The following is a 20,423-nucleotide window of genomic DNA, read 5'->3' on the forward strand; positions in this document are numbered from 1 at the left end:
CCACCATGGTTTATAAGTCCATGGTGGTTATTTACCCCTTAAGAGCACTATTCAGTAATACACATACTAATCATGTAGCTTAATAATAAGAAAAATCCTATAACAGCGAATATTTCATTCATTGAAATAGCCTCCTTTGAAATGATATCTCTTTGGTAATTTAATTCCATTATACATAATAATCATCAAAGTTTCTATATTTAATCGTGATCTATTTCTATTATATCAGTAGTAAAACAGACACTTTTTAGTTAATATAGATATGGAAGAATAAGAAAAAAAGAGGTGCACTAATGAATAACTTTGATAAAGCGTATCATGATTTATGTAACAAAGTATTAGAAGAAGGTGAAAGTAAAGACGATAGAACTGGTACAGGTACTATTTCTATTTTTGGTCACCAAATGAGATTTGACTTATCAGAAGGATTCCCTCTACTAACGACTAAAAAAGTTTCGTTTAAATTAATCGCAACTGAACTATTATGGTTTATAAAAGGCGATACGAATATTAGATATTTATTGCAATATAAAAATAACATTTGGAATGAGTGGGCGTTTAAAAAGTGGATTGAAAGTGATGCTTATAAAGGGCCAGACATGACTGACTTTGGTCGCCGTGCTTTAGTCGATGACAAGTTTAATGAACAGTATAAAGCGCAATTAGCTATTTTTAAGGATAAGATTCTTAACGATGATGAGTTCATGAAAACATACGGTGATTTAGGTAATGTATATGGTAAGCAATGGAGAGACTGGAAAGATCAAGATGGTAAGCGTTTTGATCAGCTCAAGAGTTTAATTGATAACATTAAACAAAATCCAAACTCTCGTAGACATATTATATCTGCTTGGAATCCAACTGAAATTGATACGATGGCTTTGCCACCATGTCATACATTGTTCCAATTTTATGTTAAAGATGGCAAATTAAGTTGTCAATTATATCAAAGAAGTGCCGATATCTTTTTAGGTGTTCCTTTTAATATTGCGAGTTATAGTCTACTTACACATTTAATTGCTAAAGAATGTGGGCTTGAAGTAGGCGAGTTTGTTCATACTTTTGGTGATGCTCATATTTACAAGAACCACATCGAAGCCATTAATGAACAACTTTCTAGAGATTCATACGCTGCACCAAAACTTAAAATTAACACAAATAAGTCATTGTTCGATATAGAATATGAAGATTTAATAATTGAAGATTATCAATCACACCCAAGTATTAAAGCACCAATAGCAGTTTAAGAAGGAGCAAAAATAATGAAGTCAATTATAGTATGTCATGATCAAAATAGAGTAATCGGTTTAGACAACAAAATGCCATGGCATTTACCGAGTGATTTAAAGAGAGTAAAAGCCTTAACAACGGGTAATACTATTGTGATGGGTAGAAAGACATTTGAATCATTAGGCAGACCATTGCCAAACAGAAGAAATGTCGTATTAACTTCTAATCGATCTTTTGAACATGAAGGGGTCGACGTTATTCATTCTTTGGATGAAATTGACCAAATAGAAGGACATGTATTTATTTTCGGAGGTCAAGGTTTATATGAACAAATGATGGACCGTGTAGATGATATGTACGTAACTGTTATTGAAGATAAATTCCAAGGTGATGCATTTTTCCCACCGTATGAATTTAAAGATTGGACAGTCACTTCATCTGAAGCAGGAACATTAGATGAAAAAAACACATTACCTCACACTTATATTCATTTGGAAAGGAAAAAATAGTATGTTAAGAACGGCTAAAACTATAGGTTATATCATTGGTTATGCAGCGCTAGTGTCTTCACAATTAAAGAAAGTGAAAATTAGAAAGACACAAATAGATGATGTACGTATACAAGATGAAATGGTTTATTTATATGCAAGAAGATGGGCTTCAAGAATATTAGATTCTGCTGGGGTCAAAACTCATGTTACAGGTAACACTGATCCGTTTGACGAACCAGTATTATACATTTCGAACCATGAAGGTAATTTTGATATTCCTGTGTTGATTAACAACTTGCCACAACCATTTGGCTTTATTTCAAAAAAAGAAGTAGAAAAAATCCCATTTTTAAAACCTTGGATGGAAGAGATGAACTGTATATATTTAGACCGCTCTAATAGAAGAGCAAGTTTACAAATGATTAAAGATGGTATTAATAAATTAAAAGAGCAACATTCACTACTTATCTTCCCAGAAGGAAGCCGAAGTAAAGGTGGAGAAATGCAAGAATTTAAAGCTGGCTCATTAAAATTGGCAAAATCTGCAAAAGTTAAAATCGTTCCAATCGCTATATATGGATCTTCTAATATTATGGAAAAGTATAATTCAAAGAAAATGGTTCCTGGAGATGTGTATGTTCACATATTAGACCCTATAGAACCAACTGTATTTGAAGATAAAACGATGCAAGAAGTTAGCCAATTTGTTCAAGGGAAGATTAGCAATACTGTTCAATCATTAAAGGAGAATCATTATGTCAAAAATTAAAATCGTTGTTGATTCAACAACAGACTTATCAGCAAGCTATTTAGAAGAGAACAATATCACCGTTGTGCCATTGAATATTTTAATCGATGGTGTTACGTACGAAGATCAGACTGAAATTAGTTCAACAGAGTTTCTTGAAAAAATGAGAGAAGCAAAAGAGCTACCTAAAACGAGCCAACCAGCAATAGGCAAGATAGTAGAAACTTACGATGCGTTAGGTAAAGACGGCTCTGAAATCCTCAGTATACACATGACTGCAGAATTATCAGGAACATTCAGTGCAGCTCAACAAGCTGCACAAATGACTGATAGTGAAGTTACCGTGATTGATAGTAATTTCATCTCTTTAGCTTATGGTTTCCAAATAGAAGAAGTTGTGAAAATGGTGAATGAGGGTAAGACGGTTGAAGAAATCATTGAACAACTTGAAATTATAAAAAACAACTTAAGATTATTTGTTGTGATAGGTAATATAGACAACCTTATTAAAGGCGGTAGAATCGGTAAAGCGAAAGGCTTACTTGGTTCATTAATGAACATTAAACCTATTGGTGAAGTGATTAACGGCAAAATTGAAATGATGCATAACGCGAGAACACAAAATGCAGTCATTAAATACCTTATGAAAGAGCTTGATGTCTTTTTAGAGAAAAAAGAAATTATAAAAATAGGTATAGCTGATGCAAACGCAGAACAATTGATGAATAAACTGATGAATACAATTAAAGAAAAGAAAAATATTCAACTGTTTGATACTGCTGTAACGACACCTGTTGTATCAACACATACTGGCGAAGGCGCTATAGGCGTGTTCTTCTATGGAAAATAAACATTGGATCAATCATAAGGCTTGGTTTTTTGCTTTTATTACTCTTATTATTTTAATCCTTTTAGCCTTGGTATATGTCTTTATATCTATATCAAATGATGACCAATATCCACATAGCAAGAATGAGCAAATCAATAAAGATTTTACGATTTCTTTTAATAATGCAGAACTTGAATCACTCATGAATGCTTCAATTGCACAGTATGATATTCAAACTAACATCACTAAAAAAGCATTATCCTTTGATACGCACACTAAAATCTTAGGAAAAGAAATCCCTATTAAGCTTAAAACTAAACCAGTAAAGTTAAATAACGATACGATAAAGTTTGACATACAAGCTATAGATATTGGCAAGTTGAATATTTCAAACCCATTTATTCTATCGCAAATCAAAAAGCATAGTGATCTTCCACCCTATATTCATGTAAACCCTAAAGATGAGTCTTTCTATCTCTCTTTAGACCAATTAGATATTGACAATGTTGAATCTATACAAATTCAAACATTAGATATTTCAGCAAAAAAATGGTACTTTGATATTAAGTTAAAGTAAACTATCATCAAGGGAGGTACAACTATGGCGTACGCAACATTAGCTGGGGGATGTTTTTGGTGTTTAGTCAAACCATTCAATGAATTTCCTGGTATTATTGAAGTAACTTCTGGTTATAGTGGTGGACACATTGATAACCCTACTTACGAAGAAGTATGCACAAATCAAACTGGACATGTAGAAGCCGTTCAAATTGAATACGATGAAGAAGAAACGAATTTTGAAGCTATTTTAGATATATACTTTAAAACCTTTGATCCAACTGATAACAAAGGTCAGTTTTTCGATAGAGGGGAAAGTTATGAACCCGTCATTTTCTATCATGATGAAGAACAAAAAGAAACAGCATATCACAAAATAAATCAATTAAACGAGCAACAAATCTTTGATAAACCCGTTGTTACACCCGTTAAACCTTTTAAGAACTTTTACCCTGCGGAAGCACATCATCAAGATTATTACTTAAAGAACCCCGCACATTATCAAGGTTATCAACAAGGTTCTGGACGTAAAGCATTTATAGAAAAGTATTGGGGGCGTTAAAATGCTTAAAAAAAGTAAAAACGAATTAAATGAAATGGAATATTTAGTAACACAACAAAATGGCACTGAACCACCATTCCAAAATGAATATTGGAACCATTTTGATAAAGGAATTTATGTAGATAAATTATCTGGTAAACCACTATTTACTTCAGAAGAGAAATTCGAATCTGATTGTGGTTGGCCAAGCTTCTCAAAAGCGTTAGATGACCAAGAAGTTATTGAACTTGTAGATAAAACTCATGGTATGATAAGAACTGAAGTACGCTCTGATGATTCTGATAGCCATCTAGGACACGTTTTTAATGATGGTCCTAAAGAATCAGGTGGTTTAAGATATTGTATTAATTCAGCTGCTGTACAATTTATACCTTACGATAAGTTAGAAGATTTAGGGTATGGAGAATTAGTAAATCATTTTAATGACTAGAGGAGAAGATACTTATGTTTAAAAAATTATTCGGCGGTAAAAAATCAAAAGATTCAAATGTTGAAGTATTTGCACCAATTTCAGGTGAATATGTAGCAATTGAAGATATTCCAGATCCAGTTTTCGCTCAAAAAATGATGGGTGAAGGTTTTGGAATCAAACCTTCTGAAGGTATAGTAGTCGCACCATTCGACGGCGAAGTAGTAAACGTATTTAAACCTTCAAATCACGCGGTTGGTATTAAAGCGTCTAACGGTTTAGAAGTTCTTATTCACGTTGGTCTTGAAACAGTGCAATTAGGCGGAGAAGGTTTTGAAGCACTCGTTAACACGGGTGATGTCGTAACTAAAGGTGACGAATTATTAAAATTCGACATCGAAACAATCGAAGCTAAAGTTAAATCTGTTATCAGCCCTGTTATTATTACAAATACTGATGATGCAGAAGATATTAATATTGAATCATTAGAAAGCTTAGTTAAGGGTGAAACTAAGGCTATTGATGTGAAAATGAAATAAATGAAACAATATTCTTTCTATCAATATGCACTAACAAAGCGTAATGAGAATAGCGAAGTTGGAGAATTAGCTGATTTAATTTTCCAGGACTTATCATTTCCAAAGTTTACAAATGATTATCATACACTTTCTGATTATTTAGAAACAGAAGCGATGTTTACAAAGCCCATGAGTGTTTTCGATGATTTATTTGATTCTTATGAAGAATGGTTGAAGTTCTAACTGATTAACACTTTGGTGTCTAGTGCACCAAAGTGTTTTTCTTTGTAAGGATTAACTGTTAAAATAAATTATATTTTCAAGAAAGATGTGAGTAAATGAAACCATTTAAAAATAAGCAAAAAAAAAAAATTACAATGCCTCTATATAAGTTGTTCATTATATTATTTGTTACGGTACTCTTAACATCAGTCGTAACATTTGCTTCTTATAAGTTTGGGTTATACTTTGGGAATGACAAGCAAAAAAGTTTAAATAAAATAGAAGAGGCATATAAACAAATAGATGATGACTATTACAAAGATGTTGATGATGAAAAATTAACACAAGGTGCTATTGACGGTATGATCAAATCACTAGACGATCCTTATAGTGAATACATATCTTCTAAAGACACGACAACATATAACGAAGAAATTTCCGGTGACTTTGTAGGTATCGGAGCAGAGATGGAAGTACATAAAGGTTATGTAAGAATTACGAGTCCAATGAAAGATTCTCCTGCAGAAAAAGCAGGTATTAAACCATTAGATGTCGTAACTAAAGTAGATAACCAATCAATCAAAAATAAATCATTAAATGAAATTGTAAGTAAAGTTCGTGGTAAAGAAGGAACAACCGTTAATTTAACGATTAAAAGAGAAGGCAAAGAACCTTTCGATGTACAAATTAAACGTGATAAAATCCACCTTACAAGTGTTGATTATACGAAAAAGAATGACACTGGTATCATTTCAATTTCTAAGTTCCAAAATAAGACAACAAAAGAATTAAAATCAGCGCTAAAACAAGCTAAAAAAGATAACGTTAAACATGTTGTATTAGACTTGAGAAATAATCCTGGTGGTTTATTAGACGAAGTTGTCACAAGCGTTAACTTATTTGTCGATAAAGGTAAACCTGTTATTTATTTAGAAACGAAAGGTGATAAACCTCAAGCTGTAGAAACTGAAAATGATAAAATGGCCGGAATAGATGATATGGATTACTCTGTATTAGTTAATAAAGGCTCAGCAAGCGCTGCGGAGATATTCGCAGGGGCATTACAAGATTATAAAATTGCTGACGTTCTAGGTACCACTACGTTCGGTAAAGGAATAGGCCAAGTTCATAAAGAATTTAATGATTCTAGTATTCTGAAGTATACAAACATGAGATGGTTAACACCTAACAAATCGTATATCCATAAAAAAGGTATCAAACCTGACAAAACAATCTCTGCACCAAAATACGAAGGTATTGAAATTATTGATCCAACTAAATCTTATGAACTAGGTGATAAATCGAAAGAGATTAAGTCAATTAAGATTGGTTTAGACGCTTTAGGGTATAATACTAGCAACGAAAATGAAACTTTTGATGCGCAGTTAGAAAACAACGTTAAAGCATTCCAAAGCGAACATAAATTAGAGCCAAATGGTGTGTTCACAGATGAAACGACTAAGAAATTTATCGAATTATTACGTAAAAAAATTCGTGCTGAAGATAAACAATTAGACGAAGCGATCGATTATATTCATAAGTAAATGGAGGTAAGCATTTTGAGAAAAGCAACACGAGCAGATATACATCACATTAATAAACTTACTGAGATGGCTAAATCCATTATGGCAGCCGACCAAAATCCACAATGGGATCATCGCTATCCTCTAGAAAAAGATTTCTACCAAGATATTGATAATGGACATTTATACTTATACGAAACGAACGATGATATTATAGGTTACATTTGCATTAACCAACTGCAAGCAGAGTGGTATCAACAATTTGAGTGGCCATTAAGTATTGAGCATGCTTTTGTTATTCATAGAATGGCAGCTAATCCTGAATATAAAGGGATTGCGCAAGAAATGATGCAATTTGCTATTGATATTACTACAGAAGCGAACATACCCATTTTATTAACAGATACTTTTTCTCTTAATTCAAGAGCGCAACGTCTGTTTGAAAAATTTAACTTTAAAAAAATTGGCGAATACGAAACAGATGAGTTTCCATTTGACAAAGATGCCCCATTTTATGCATATTATAAATTGATAAATAACAAGGAGAAATAAATCATGAAAAAAATAGCCTTTACCGGTGGTGGTACGATAGGGCATGTAGCTGTAAACTTAGCCCTTATACCAGAAGCCCAAAAACGCAATATTGAAACAATATATATAGGTTCTAAAGACGGTATTGAAAAAGAAATGATAATTGACTCAGCTAAAGATACTAAATATATTTCAATATCTAGCGGCAAGCTTCGAAGATATTTATCTTTTGAAAATTTAAAAGATATTTTTAAAGTTATGAAAGGTGTTTTCGATGCACGTAAAGTATTAAAAAAAGAAAAACCGGATCTTGTATTTTCAAAAGGAGGTTTCGTCAGTGTACCTGTCATCATTGCAGCTAAATCTTTGAAAATACCAACTATCGTTCACGAATCAGATGTTACGCCTGGTTTAGCAAATAAAATCGCGATGAAATTTGCAACTAGAATGTATACGACTTTTGAAGAAACATTAAAATATGTTCCAAATGAAAAATCAGATTATATCGGTGCCATTATAAGAGAAGATTTAAGAGGCGGTTCTAAAGAAGAAGGTTATAAATTAACAGGGTTTAATTCAAAACTTCCGGTACTATTAATTATGGGAGGAAGTTTAGGTTCTAAAGTACTTAATGAATCAATTAGAGCAAACCTTAACTATTTAACTAAAAAGTACCAAATTATTCACTTAACAGGTAAAGGTCATCTTGATAATACAATCAAAAATGAAAATTATGTTCAATATGAATTTGTGTCAAACGAACTTATGCACTTTTATGCTATAACAAGCACTGTGATAAGCAGAGCTGGCGCAAACGCAATTTATGAATTTGCAACATTAAAACTACCTATGTTATTGATACCACTAGGATTAGATCAATCCAGAGGTGACCAAATCGATAATGCTAAAATCTTCGAGAAAAATGGTTATGCAAAAGTATTGCAAGAAAAAGAAGTTAATCAATCAAATCTAGTTAGACAATTAGATCAATTAGAAAATGAAAGAACTGATATCATTGACAAAATGTCCAACTTCAAAGAAAGTTATACTAAAGAAACATTGTTCAACAAAATTGAAGAAGATATAAAGTAAGGGGGGAATCGGATGAGCCAAGCTAATCGTACATTATTAATACTTATCTTCAGTTTGATTTTTGGTGTAATTGCATTTTTCCATGAATCAAGACTCGGTAAGTGGATTGATAATGAAGTCTATAACTTTATTTATTCAACTGAAAGCTTTATTACAACTTCTATTATGCTTGGTTTTACAAAATTAGGTGAAGTTTGGGCCATGATCGCATTATCATTGATGGTTATATGTTATTTAAAACTCAAAAAATATCACATTGAAACATTATTTTTTGCTATTACAATGATATTATCAGGCACATTAAATCCACTTCTCAAAAATGTATTCGATAGAGAAAGACCCACATTACTAAGACTTATTGATATAACAGGTTTCAGCTTTCCTAGTGGACACGCAATGGGATCGACCGCCTTTTTCGGTTCATTAATATATGTTATTTATAGAGTGGCAAACAAATCTATAAGACCATACTTAATCGGAATATGCGTCATATGTATTGCAATGATATCATCTTCCCGTGTCTATCTTGGCGTACATTATCCAACAGATATTATAGCTGGTATCATAGGTGGCGTAATTTGTATTCTATTAACACAAAGCATGCTCAAAAATAAAATATAAAACGTACGATATTATAATTTATATTCACAACGACATAAATATTACAAAAAAACACCCTAGTGATTTGGACAGAATCACTAGGGTGTTTTACTTTTATGGGCATAAAAGGGGGTTATAGAAAATGTTCAATCCATACTTAGAGGGGGAACTCTTATATTTGATTGATAATCACTTTCAATTACTATTATAACCAATTGAGAATGAATGTCAATTAGTTATTCAAAAAAATTACTATTTTAAATGATAAAATAGTTCTGCTCATATATAATGAACATGTTAAACTCGAAAATGTTATCTTTTACTAGAGGGGGAACTCTTTCATTGATAATCATTTTCAATTACTATTATACCTAAATGAGAATCGTTGTCAATTAAAATAAAGAAAATTTTTACAAATTATTACGAGGTGTCGTTATGAAAAGAATACTCATCATAGAAGATGAACAAAATTTAGCTAGATTTATAGAATTAGAACTTAAGCATGAGGATTATGAAGTTGAAATATGTAATGATGGAGAAAGTGGACTTAAGCAAGCTTTGTCTGATGATTACAATTGTATTTTACTTGATCTCATGCTACCAAAAATGAATGGTTTAGAAGTTTGTAGACGTGTACGCCGAGAGAAAGATACACCCATTATTATGATTACTGCAAAAGGCGACACTTACGATAAAGTGATTGGTTTAGATTATGGAGCAGATGACTATATTGTTAAACCTTTTGATATAGAAGAATTATTAGCAAGAATCCGTGTGATTATTAGAAGGAATTTATCAACTGAAGTAGAAAGTCACACAATTACAGTCAATGATTTATCGATTGATAAAAATGCATTTTCAGTTTCAATTCATGGTGAAACAATCGATTTAACAAAAACTGAATATGAATTATTGTTATTACTTGCTGAAAACCAAAATTTCGTACTTCAAAGAGAGCAAATTTTAAATCATGTTTGGGGATATGAGTCTGAAGTAGAAACAAATGTCGTAGATGTTTATATTCGTTATTTACGTAATAAGCTTAAGCCATACAAAAAAGAAAACATCATTGAAACGGTTAGAGGAGTGGGGTACGTGATTAGATCATGAGACAACAATCTTTAAAAACAAAATGGATGATGCTTACTACGACGATTACATTTATTATTTTCGCATTATTTAGTATGTTCATTATTTATTTCATCAGCTTGTACTTAAAAGATCAAGAGACAAGCACAGCTACTAGAAGTGCTTATGACACAGTTAATTTATTGAAATCCAAAACATTAGGTCAAATTACTTCTACTGATATCAATGCTACGATTACTGATACGCAGAAACTTGTTCTCTTTGATAAATTTGGAAAACCAATTTTTGAAGAAACGCATAACAATAATTTGGAATATACACCAAAGTTCGAAAGAGTAAATCAGCTTAAAATTTTTGAAACAAGTCAAAACAATAAATCTTATATCGTTGTGTACACGCCAGTTAACACGAGTTATTTTAGTGGGTATGAAGCTGTTATCCATCCAATGGATAATTATGATGCCATTATTAAATTTATGATTATTTTAGCCACTGTATTCGGATTAACTGCATTATTTTTAATAGCTATTATCAGTTATATATTCTCATCTCAAATTACAAAACCTATTACAATTTTATCTGATAAAATGAAACAAATTCGAAGAGACGGTTTCCAAGAAAAACTTGAAGTACCGACAAATTATGAAGAAACAGATGATATGATTCAAACCTTTAATAATATGATGGAACAATTAGAAGTTTCTTTTGATCAGCAAAAGCAATTTGTTGAAGATGCTTCACACGAATTGAGAACGCCTCTGCAAATTATTCAAGGGCATTTAAATCTTATTCAAAGATGGGGTAAAAATAATCCTGAAGTATTAGAAGAATCATTAGATATATCTATAGAAGAAATGACTCGCATTACAAAGCTCGTAGAAGAATTACTTCTATTATCTAAAGATGCCCGTTCTAGTACTGGTGACGAGATTGATATTGTTGATATCAATTACGAAATACAATCTAGAATCAAATCATTAAAAAAATTACACCCAGAATATACATTTAATTTCGAATCGAATTTCAATGCAATAAGAATGAACATTAATCGATTTCACTTTGAACAGATGTTATTAATCTTTATCGATAACGCAATGAAATACGATACAAAAAATAAAAATATCGAAATTAACACAAATCTTAAAAATAGAAACATAACAATTGATATAATTGACCACGGAATGGGTATACCTAAAAAAGACTTAGAATTTATATTTGATCGTTTTTATAGAGTTGATAAGTCACGATCAAGAAAAGAAGGTGGAAACGGTTTAGGGCTATCAATTGCAAAGAAATTAGTGAATTTTTACGACGGCACTGTAAAGGTAGACAGTGTTGTAAATGAGTACACTAAAATCTCAGTTGTATTTAAAGATTCTTTTATAAATAAATAAGTGTGATTATTGTCAAATTAGCCTTTAACTCAAAACTGTTAAGTGCTAAAATGGAAATGTAAACGGTTTATAATTTTCTTGGAGGGTGGAACATGAAGAATGATAATCATGTCGAAGCACCTGTAAGATTTGGAACTAACTTAGGGTTAATGTTAGAGATGTATGATAATTACGTTAATGATCCAGAGTCAGTACCAGAAGACTTACAAGTGTTATTCGATGAATTAACTAGTAGCAACACAGGCGCTGGCCTACAATCAAGTACTGGAGTGGACAACTCAAGTGTCAAGCGTGTAATGCGTTTAATTGATAATATCAGACAGTATGGACATTTAACTGCAGATATTTATCCAGTGTACCGTCCAGAAAGAAAAAATGTACCTAAATTAACACATCAAGACTTTGGACTATCTAAGGAAACACTTGAAAAGCTTCCAGCTGTAATCGTATCAGACCATTTCGATGGTGAATTTAATAACGCATACGAAGCAATTGAATATATGACATCATGTTACCAAGGTCCTATAGCTTTTGAATATACGCATATTAATAATAATGAAGAGCGTGTATGGTTAAAAAGATATATAGAATCAACTAAAACAATTGAAATTACTAATGAAGAAAAAATCGAATTATTAAAAAGCTTAGCTGAAGTAGAAGGCTTTGAAAAATATATCCACAAAAACTTTGTAGGTGCAAAGCGTTTCTCAATAGAAGGTGTGGACACATTAGTACCTATGTTGCAGCGCGTTTTAAAACGTACAAATGCATCAAATATTCCAAACATCCAAATTGGTATGGCACATAGAGGTAGATTAAATGTGCTAACACATGTACTCGAGAAACCATATGAAATGATGCTTTCTGAGTTTATGCACAAAAATCCTTTAATTTTCTTACCTAAGGATGGTTCTTTAGAAATAACTGCTGGTTGGACTGGAGATGTTAAATATCATCTCGGTGGTACTAAAACAACGAGTAAATACGGAATTGAACAATATATTACGTTAGCTAATAACCCAAGTCATCTTGAAATTGTTTCACCAGTTGTTCTCGGTAAAGCAAGAGCAAACCAAGATGCGACTATAGATGCTGGTAGACCAAGTCAAGATGTTAATCGATCACTTGCTGTATTAATACATGGTGACGCTGCTTTCCCTGGTCAAGGTATTAACTTCGAATCAATGAACTTAAGTAATTTAGATGGATACACGACTGGTGGTTCTTTACACATCATTACTAACAATAGAATAGGTTTCACAACTGAATCTACAGATGCACGTTCAACAACTTATTCAACTGATGTTGCTAAAGGTTATGATTTACCAATCATTCATGTAAATGCAGATGACGTTGAAGCGACTGTTAAAGCTATCGAAATGGCGATGGACTTTAGAGAAAAATTCAACAAAGATTTCGTAATTGATTTAGTAGGTTACAGACGTTACGGGCATAATGAAATGGATGAACCTTCAATTACGAACCCTATGATGTATAAAGCCATTAAAGAACATCCATCTATTGAAATATTGTATGGTAAGAAACTTGTTGAAGATGGCATTATTTCTGAAGAAGAAATGAACAACATCTTTGATGATGTAACTAAAAGATTAAGAACTGCACACGATAAAATAGATAAAGATGCTCAAATGGACAATCCAGAAATGACTTTACCTGATAAAATTAGCGAAGGTCAAGATTATGAATTGCAAAATGCTACTTACGAAGAATTAAAAGCCATCAATGATGCAATGTTTGATTATCCAGAAGATTTCACAGTCTTTAAAAAGTTAAACAAAGTATTAGATAGACGCCGTGAACCATTTGAAAAAGATGGTTTAGTAGATTGGGCTCATGCAGAACAATTAGCATTTGCTACAATATTGCAAACTGGCACGCCTATTCGTTTAACTGGTCAAGATTCTGAACGTGGTACATTTGCTCAAAGACACGCTGTTTTACATGATGAAAAGGATGGTAAGTTATTTATACCGCTACATCATGTACCAAATGGTAAAGCATCATTTGATATCCATAACTCACCGTTATCAGAAGCTGCTGTTGTTGGTTTTGAATATGGTTATAACGTAGAAAATCCACATTCATTTAATATTTGGGAAGCTCAGTATGGAGACTTTGCAAATATGGCGCAGATGATTTTCGATAACTTTATGTCTAACAGTAATGCTAAATGGGGCGAAAAAAGTGGTTTAGCGCTATTCTTGCCACATAGTAATGAAGGACAAGGACCTGAGCATTCATCAGCAAGATTAGAGAGATTTTTACAATTAGCTGGTGAAAATAATATGACAATTGCAAACTTGACAAGTGCATCTAACTATTATCACTTATTAAGAAGACATGCTAAATATTTAAACACTGATAAGATGAGACCGTTAGTTTTAATGTCACCTAAGAGCTTGTTAAGAAACAAAATTGTTTCAAGACCAATTGAAGAATTTACTAAAGGTCAATTTGAACCTATATTAGTAGAACCTTACAAAAAGACTAAAGTTAAAAAAGTTATTATTTCATCAGGTAAAATGTTTATAGACTTAAAAACTGAATTGCAAAAAAATCCTAACGATGAACTTTGTTTAATTGCTTTAGAACAACTTTATCCATTCCCGAAAGAAGAGATAAATAATGTTCTATCTGAATTTAGAAATCTAGAAACTGTTCGCTGGGTGCAAGAAGAAGCGAAGAACCAAGGTGCTTGGTCGTTTGTTAGCTTAAAACTACAAAGTATTCTAGAAGACCGTAAAGTAAATCTTGAATATCACGGTCGTCAAGTTCGTTCTTCAACTGCAGAAGGTGATGGCGAAATTTATAAAATTCTACAAAGCAAAGTAATCGAAGAAGCTTTAAAACATAATTAGGGGGAAATGAATAATGTCAGAGGTAAAAGTACCAGAATTAGCAGAATCAATTACAGAAGGAACAATTGCAGAGTGGCTTAAATCTGTTGGTGATCAAGTTGAAAAAGGTGAAAACATCGTTGAACTTGAAACTGACAAAGTGAATGTTGAAGTCATTTCTGAAGTTTCAGGTGTCCTATCTGAAATAAAAGCTGAAGAAGGCGAAACTGTTGAAGTAGGGTCTGTAATTGCAGTAGTTTCAGATGGTGAATCACAATCAACATCTAATGACTCTAAAGAAACTGAAAAACAAGAAGAACCACCAAAAGAAGATGCTGCTAAAACAGTAGCGCCATCTCCTAAACAAGAAGAAAAAGAAGAGTCAGAAGCTTCATCAAACGAGAGAGTACAAGCTACACCTTCTGCACGTAAATTAGCGCGTGAGAAAGGTATAGACTTAAGTAAAGTTAAGACTCAAGCCGGTGATGTTATTAGACCTGAAGATGTTGAAAATGCAGCTAAACCAGCACAACAACCAGCTAAACCAGCTCAGCAAAGTCAACCAGCACAAGCTAAATCAAATGACAATCCTTCTAAACCTGTTGTACGCGAAAAATTATCACGTAGACGTCAAACGATTGCTAAAAAATTATTAGAAGTATCTAATAATACAGCTATGTTAACAACATTTAACGAAGTAGATATGACAAATGTTATGGAATTACGTAAACGTAAAAAAGACAAATTCCAAGAAGATCATAATGGTACACGTTTAGGTTTCATGTCATTCTTCACTAAAGCATCAGTAGCTGCTTTGAAAAAATATCCAGACGTAAATGCTGAAATAGACGGTACTGACTTAATCTTAAAACAATTCTATGATATCGGTGTCGCTGTTTCTACAGAAGAAGGTTTAGTTGTTCCTATCGTTAGAGATTGTGACAAGAAAAACTTCGCTGAAATCGAACAAGACATTGTAGATTTAGCAGTTAAAGCTAAAGATAAAAAATTAGGATTAGACGATATGATGGGCGGATCATTCACAATCACTAATGGTGGTGTATTCGGATCATTAATGTCGACTCCAATTATGAACGGTACACAAGCTGCAATTCTTGGTATGCACTCAATCGTAACAAGACCTGTTGCAATCGATAAAGAACGCATGGAAAATAGACCTATGATGTATCTTGCATTAAGCTATGACCATAGAATTATCGATGGTAAACAAGCAGTAGGATTCTTAAAAACAATTAAAGAATTAATCGAGAACCCAGAAGACTTATTATTAGAAAGTTAATTTTAAAAGATGCTGAGACATTAACATCTTAGATTAATATAAAAAAGCGTAAATTCTTATTTCGAAGAATTTGCGCTTTTTTTAGTTTATCTGCTGAGTCTTCGTGCGTTTTACCTAGTATTTACTTGGATTACCCCTGATGAATTTATCAAGTCAGGCTTCACATGATAAATAGAGACCGTGATATTATCAAGTCATGGTCCACATGATAAATAGAGTCGTTGAATTTATCATGTCAGGTTCCACATGATAAATAGAGCCCGTGAATTTATCAAGTCAGACTCCACATGATAAATAGAGCCTTTGAATTTATCAAGTCAGGCTCCACATGATAAATAGAGCCGTTGAATTTATCATGTCAGGCTTCACATGATAAATAGAGTCGTTGAATTTATCATGTCAGGGCTCCACATGATAAATAGCAATAAATTTTTATAATATTCCTCACGATTTTGCAAACTGCTGACGCCCGGGGGAGTAGTATGAGTGAGAGACTACAGGCTCGCACCATACCCCAGGCAAGCATGCACTTTCAAAATCGTAAGATTGTAAAATTAATTCACGCTTATAACTTGATTGATTTGTCATTGTTTCAACTTATTTGTTATAATTTATTAGACTTCATATATGGGAGAGAGATATTCATGAATGGACTTAGAAGTGTGACATTATGGACTTATGATTTAAAGGAAACAGAATCATTTTATAAAAATATTTTAGGGCTTAATACTTTGATGAACCATGATACGAATATCTTACATATCGGGGATGCAAATATTGCCCCTGGTACGAGACTTATTTTCAAACAATATCAAGGTGATCAAGAAAAGATAGATTCTCATTTTCATGGTATTGCATTACGTGTACCGACTGACTTAGCATTGTATGAATACAAACAACAATTTGATAAGCATGAAGTGGCATATGAATCTGTTCAGCAACTTAACGGTAAGAATCTATTTAAGTTTCATGATAATAATGGTCATGCTTTCCATATTATCTCTGATGAACTAAATTCTGGTGTGCCACTTGGTACTGCTTATGACGATGGTCCAATTAGTCCTATTCATCAAATTCAAGGAATAGGGCCAGTTATGATTAAATCACCTGAAACACAAGCTACAGGCTCACTTTTAAAGAATATTTTTGAGTTGCAATTATTTGCAGAATACAAGACAATAGATGATGAGTCGGCTTTAGTCTTTAAAGTAGGTGCAGGTGGAAATGGTGGAGAATTACATTTAATAGATTATCCAAAAGCTATTGTATCTTTAAATCCACCTATTGAAAGAGTAGCAATCTCAATCGATGATATTGAACATTTTGAAAATATCGTAAATCACGTGAAAGAAATAGAAATGGAACATCATATTATTCAACATGAAGCAGGTTTAATTTCATTATTTATCCGTGATTTAACAGGTATTATTATTACAATTACTTTTGATACAGTGAACTAAAGGAGCGTTTTATTTATGTTACATGAAACTTGGAAAGACAATCACGTTATTAAAAATGTCGAAGTTACACATACGGATGCAGAAAAATTCAAAGTATCTGATATGTTAACAGTAGGGAAAGTATACGAAGTAGTGAATGAAACTGAAGAGTATTATCAAATTATTGATAATTCTGGACATGTGGGCGGATACTACAAAACATACTTTAAAGAAGTTTAACGTGAAAAAACATTAAAAATTAGAGAAAAGCTCTATATTAATTATAGAACTTTTCTCTTTTTAGGTTTATTAATTGTGAATTAAAGGAGAACATTATGGCAAATTTCAATAAATATATGAATAATGATGAAACAATATACGACGATGCATTATCCATGATAAAACTTAATAAAAATATACTTTTAAAAGGACCAACTGGTTCAGGTAAGACTAAATTAGCAGAAACACTCGCACTTGATTTAAATAAACCTATGCATTCGGTAAACTGTTCAGTAGATTTAGATGCTGAAAGTTTATTAGGCTTTAAAACTATAGAAACTAATGAACAAGGTCATCAAGAAATCGTCTTTATCGATGGTCCCGTTATTAAAGCTATGAAAAATGGTGACATATTATATATTGATGAAATTAATATGGCAAAACCTGAAACTTTACCTATTTTAAATGGTGTTTTGGACTTCAGAAGAGCATTGACTAATCCTTTTACTGGGGAAGTTGTGCAAGCTAAAGAAGGTTTCTCAGTTATAGCAGCTATTAACGTTGGTTATATCGGTACGTTACCAATGAACGAAGCGCTAAAAAATAGATTTGTCGTTCTAGATATTGATTATATAGATGGCGAAACGTTAAAAATGATTATAAAAGAACAAAGTCAATTAAAAGATGACGAAATAATTGATTCAATCATTCAATTTAATAAAGATTTACGCATCATGTCTAGCCAAGGACAAATTTCTGAAGAATCAGCAAGTATTAGAGCTTTAATTGACCTTGCCGACTTAACTACAGTTATACCTGTTAGACGTGCAATTAAACGCGCAATTATCGACAAAATAGACGATGAAAGAGAACAACAAGCCATACAAAATGCGATTGAATTAATTTTCGAGTAAGGAGCATAACATGAGTGATCGTTTTATATTATTTAATGATGAACAAATCGATGCACAACAAATTATGATGTTAACAGATCTAGCAAAATTATTACTTGAAGATCCTAACGTTAAAGTCTCGTTTCAAAAATTCCAACATTATGACCCTATACAAAATACTTGTAATGTCAGTTTCAATTGGTTGCATCGTCCTGAACATATAACAAGAGCAGGACTAAAATCTGACATTATGTTAGATACAATCGGATTTAAGCACATTGATCCTTCAATTTACAAAGAAGTATTAGATGAGTCATTTGAACATATGAACTTTTTCAAACAATTATTTATGCTCATTGAAGAATATAGACTATCTCATATCATCATAAATAAAAGACCCGTAACGAAAAAATTATTTAAGCATAGATTAAATGTGAAAATTAAACAAAACAATAGTCAAATCCATGTATATCAAACTAAAACAACTTATACTGATTTACTATTTTTAGCCATTGAACACGCTATTTTAAATGAGAACTTTATAAATAACATTACAATACATGAAGATTTTGATGATGTGCTCGTACAAGTCTTCAATAGATTAACTCAAATTTTCAATTTACAAACTTCAGAAGATAGTTATGATTTAGCCGTTAGTATTATGATTTTAGTGGACTATTTATTAAAAGAAGATATGTTAAATCAGTATTATCATATACCTGAACGTATTTATCGATCATATGAAGAAGAGTGGACATTAGAAGATTTAAAAAGACAAGATGCTGCTCAAACAGATCAAAGTAATGAACAAGAACATGACCAAGAAGATGTTACGACTGAAGACGCTGAAACAAAAACAGCTGACAGTAAAGCTGATAGTGATTCATATTTAGAGATGGAATTACATGAAGGTGAAAATAGTGATGTCCTTTCAGATAATGAACGTGAAGGTGATTCATCAGATGATATGACCGACATGATGGAGAAAAAAGGTAAAGGTTCTAACGACACGATAGATGATGAAGAAGGTGGGGCTCAAGGTTTAAACAATCCTTACAATTTTAAGGGCGTAAACCAAAATGTGTCACTGTCATTCAACAAACCTGAAATTACACCAGACGATGTGGTTGCATATAAAGAGGCTGTCGATAGTGTTCAGTTTGAAATTAAAGATTTAACGAGCATTATTCAAAAATCTATGAATCATCAATATAGTGATATTAGAGAGAATTTAACTAAAGGTAGACTTCAAAAGAACTTATTAAACTGGTTTATCGATGATCAATACAAATTATTCTTTAAAAAAGATGCGTTTAGTAGAAAACTAGATGCAACATTCACTTTATTAGTTGATGCGTCAGCAAGCATGCACGATAAAATGGAGGAAACTAAAAAGGGTGTCGTATTGTTCCATGAAACGCTTAAAAATCTTGATATTAAACATGAAATATTAGGTTTTAGCGAAGATGCATTTGAAGCTGATAAATTAAATCAACCAAATACGATAGACGAACTGATTTTGTATAATGAATCTACACTTAAACAAAATGACGCGAGAATTATGACGCTTGAACCTCAAGATGACAATCGTGATGGCGTAGCTTTAAGAGTTGCTACACAGCACTTGCTACAAAGATCCGAGTCACAAAAATTCTTGATTGTGTTCTCTGATGGTGAACCATCAGCATTTGATTATGCAGAAGATGGTATTATTGATACACATGAAGCTGTAATTGAAGCTGATAAACAAGGCGTATATGTCTTTAATGTCTTTCTTAATCAAGATGTAATTGATGAAAGTACGAAAAGAACCGTTCATAATATTTACGGTAAACAAAGCTTGTTTGTAGAAGGTGTTGAAAACTTACCATACCAGCTTGCTCCTTTACTTAAAAAATTATTATTACAATCTATATAA

General features: G+C 32.2%; 21 protein-coding genes. All 21 read left to right on the top strand.

Annotated elements, in window-relative coordinates:
• Positions 1-293 precede the first annotated feature (293 nt).
• The 21 genes from PYW35_RS06825 (at position 294) to PYW35_RS06925 (ending at position 20,423) form a co-directional block, all read left to right on the top strand.
• Complete coding sequence (locus PYW35_RS06825) at positions 294-1,247, top strand: thymidylate synthase (protein WP_016911858.1); 954 nt, start codon at positions 294-296, stop codon at positions 1,245-1,247.
• 12 nt (positions 1,248-1,259) lie between these two features.
• Positions 1,260-1,739, top strand: a complete 480-nt coding sequence (locus tag PYW35_RS06830) for a dihydrofolate reductase (protein ID WP_103323631.1) — start codon at positions 1,260-1,262, stop codon at positions 1,737-1,739.
• Position 1,740: 1 nt separating this feature from the next.
• On the top strand, positions 1,741-2,490 hold the full coding sequence (locus PYW35_RS06835; protein WP_103323632.1) for a lysophospholipid acyltransferase family protein: 750 nt from the start codon (positions 1,741-1,743) through the stop codon (positions 2,488-2,490).
• Positions 2,477-3,319, top strand: a complete 843-nt coding sequence (locus PYW35_RS06840) for a DegV family protein (protein ID WP_103323633.1) — start codon at positions 2,477-2,479, stop codon at positions 3,317-3,319. Before PYW35_RS06835 ends, PYW35_RS06840 begins: the two co-directional genes overlap by 14 nt.
• The gene (locus tag PYW35_RS06845; protein ID WP_103323634.1) at positions 3,309-3,875 is read left to right on the top strand and encodes a DUF2140 family protein; all 567 of its coding nucleotides are present in this window, start codon (positions 3,309-3,311) and stop codon (positions 3,873-3,875) included. Before PYW35_RS06840 ends, PYW35_RS06845 begins: the two co-directional genes overlap by 11 nt.
• 24 nt (positions 3,876-3,899) lie before the next feature.
• On the top strand, positions 3,900-4,418 hold the full coding sequence (gene msrA / locus PYW35_RS06850; protein WP_103323635.1) for a peptide-methionine (S)-S-oxide reductase MsrA: 519 nt from the start codon (positions 3,900-3,902) through the stop codon (positions 4,416-4,418).
• 1 nt (position 4,419) lies between these two features.
• Entirely contained in the window at positions 4,420-4,848 is a 429-nt protein-coding gene (msrB, locus tag PYW35_RS06855; RefSeq protein ID WP_016911864.1) for a peptide-methionine (R)-S-oxide reductase MsrB, read from the top strand.
• Positions 4,849-4,862: 14 nt separating this feature from the next.
• Positions 4,863-5,366 carry a PTS sugar transporter subunit IIA gene (locus tag PYW35_RS06860; protein ID WP_016911865.1) on the top strand — a complete coding sequence of 168 codons (504 nt, stop codon included), beginning with the start codon at positions 4,863-4,865 and terminating at the stop codon, positions 5,364-5,366.
• Positions 5,367-5,588, top strand: coding sequence for a YozE family protein (locus tag PYW35_RS06865; RefSeq protein ID WP_016911866.1), 222 nt, complete (start codon positions 5,367-5,369; stop codon positions 5,586-5,588). It abuts the gene before it with no gap.
• 95 nt (positions 5,589-5,683) lie between these two features.
• A complete protein-coding gene (locus tag PYW35_RS06870; RefSeq protein ID WP_103323636.1) occupies positions 5,684-7,111 on the top strand; it encodes a S41 family peptidase in 1,428 nt (475 codons plus the stop codon).
• A gap of 15 nt (positions 7,112-7,126) precedes the next feature.
• Positions 7,127-7,642 (top strand): GNAT family N-acetyltransferase, encoded by a 516-nt coding sequence (locus tag PYW35_RS06875; RefSeq protein WP_236005708.1) that lies wholly within the window; start codon positions 7,127-7,129, stop codon positions 7,640-7,642.
• Between the two features lie 3 nt (positions 7,643-7,645).
• The gene (locus PYW35_RS06880; RefSeq protein ID WP_103323637.1) at positions 7,646-8,713 is read left to right on the top strand and encodes an undecaprenyldiphospho-muramoylpentapeptide beta-N-acetylglucosaminyltransferase; all 1,068 of its coding nucleotides are present in this window, start codon (positions 7,646-7,648) and stop codon (positions 8,711-8,713) included.
• 12 nt (positions 8,714-8,725) lie between these two features.
• Positions 8,726-9,334, top strand: a complete 609-nt coding sequence (locus tag PYW35_RS06885) for a phosphatase PAP2 family protein (RefSeq protein ID WP_204107815.1) — start codon at positions 8,726-8,728, stop codon at positions 9,332-9,334.
• A 414-nt stretch (positions 9,335-9,748) separates the two neighbouring features.
• Entirely contained in the window at positions 9,749-10,423 is a 675-nt protein-coding gene (locus PYW35_RS06890) for a response regulator transcription factor (RefSeq protein WP_016911870.1), read from the top strand.
• A complete protein-coding gene (locus PYW35_RS06895; RefSeq protein WP_103322301.1) occupies positions 10,420-11,796 on the top strand; it encodes a HAMP domain-containing sensor histidine kinase in 1,377 nt (458 codons plus the stop codon). The genes PYW35_RS06890 and PYW35_RS06895 overlap by 4 nt, the downstream gene beginning before the upstream one ends.
• A 92-nt stretch (positions 11,797-11,888) precedes the next feature.
• On the top strand, positions 11,889-14,675 hold the full coding sequence (locus PYW35_RS06900; protein ID WP_016911872.1) for a 2-oxoglutarate dehydrogenase E1 component: 2,787 nt from the start codon (positions 11,889-11,891) through the stop codon (positions 14,673-14,675).
• A 13-nt stretch (positions 14,676-14,688) separates the two neighbouring features.
• Positions 14,689-15,954, top strand: a complete 1,266-nt coding sequence (gene odhB / locus PYW35_RS06905) for a 2-oxoglutarate dehydrogenase complex dihydrolipoyllysine-residue succinyltransferase (protein ID WP_103322302.1) — start codon at positions 14,689-14,691, stop codon at positions 15,952-15,954.
• 644 nt (positions 15,955-16,598) lie between these two features.
• Positions 16,599-17,414 (top strand): VOC family protein, encoded by an 816-nt coding sequence (locus PYW35_RS06910; protein ID WP_103322303.1) that lies wholly within the window; start codon positions 16,599-16,601, stop codon positions 17,412-17,414.
• A gap of 15 nt (positions 17,415-17,429) precedes the next feature.
• A complete protein-coding gene (locus tag PYW35_RS06915) occupies positions 17,430-17,633 on the top strand; it encodes a DUF6501 family protein (protein WP_103322304.1) in 204 nt (67 codons plus the stop codon).
• Between the two features lie 95 nt (positions 17,634-17,728).
• Positions 17,729-18,526, top strand: coding sequence for an ATP-binding protein (locus PYW35_RS06920; protein WP_016912577.1), 798 nt, complete (start codon positions 17,729-17,731; stop codon positions 18,524-18,526).
• Between the two features lie 10 nt (positions 18,527-18,536).
• On the top strand, positions 18,537-20,423 hold the full coding sequence (locus PYW35_RS06925; RefSeq protein ID WP_103322305.1) for a vWA domain-containing protein: 1,887 nt from the start codon (positions 18,537-18,539) through the stop codon (positions 20,421-20,423).

It is taken from the genome of Mammaliicoccus vitulinus, assembly GCF_029024305.1.
Classification (GTDB): domain Bacteria; phylum Bacillota; class Bacilli; order Staphylococcales; family Staphylococcaceae; genus Mammaliicoccus; species Mammaliicoccus vitulinus.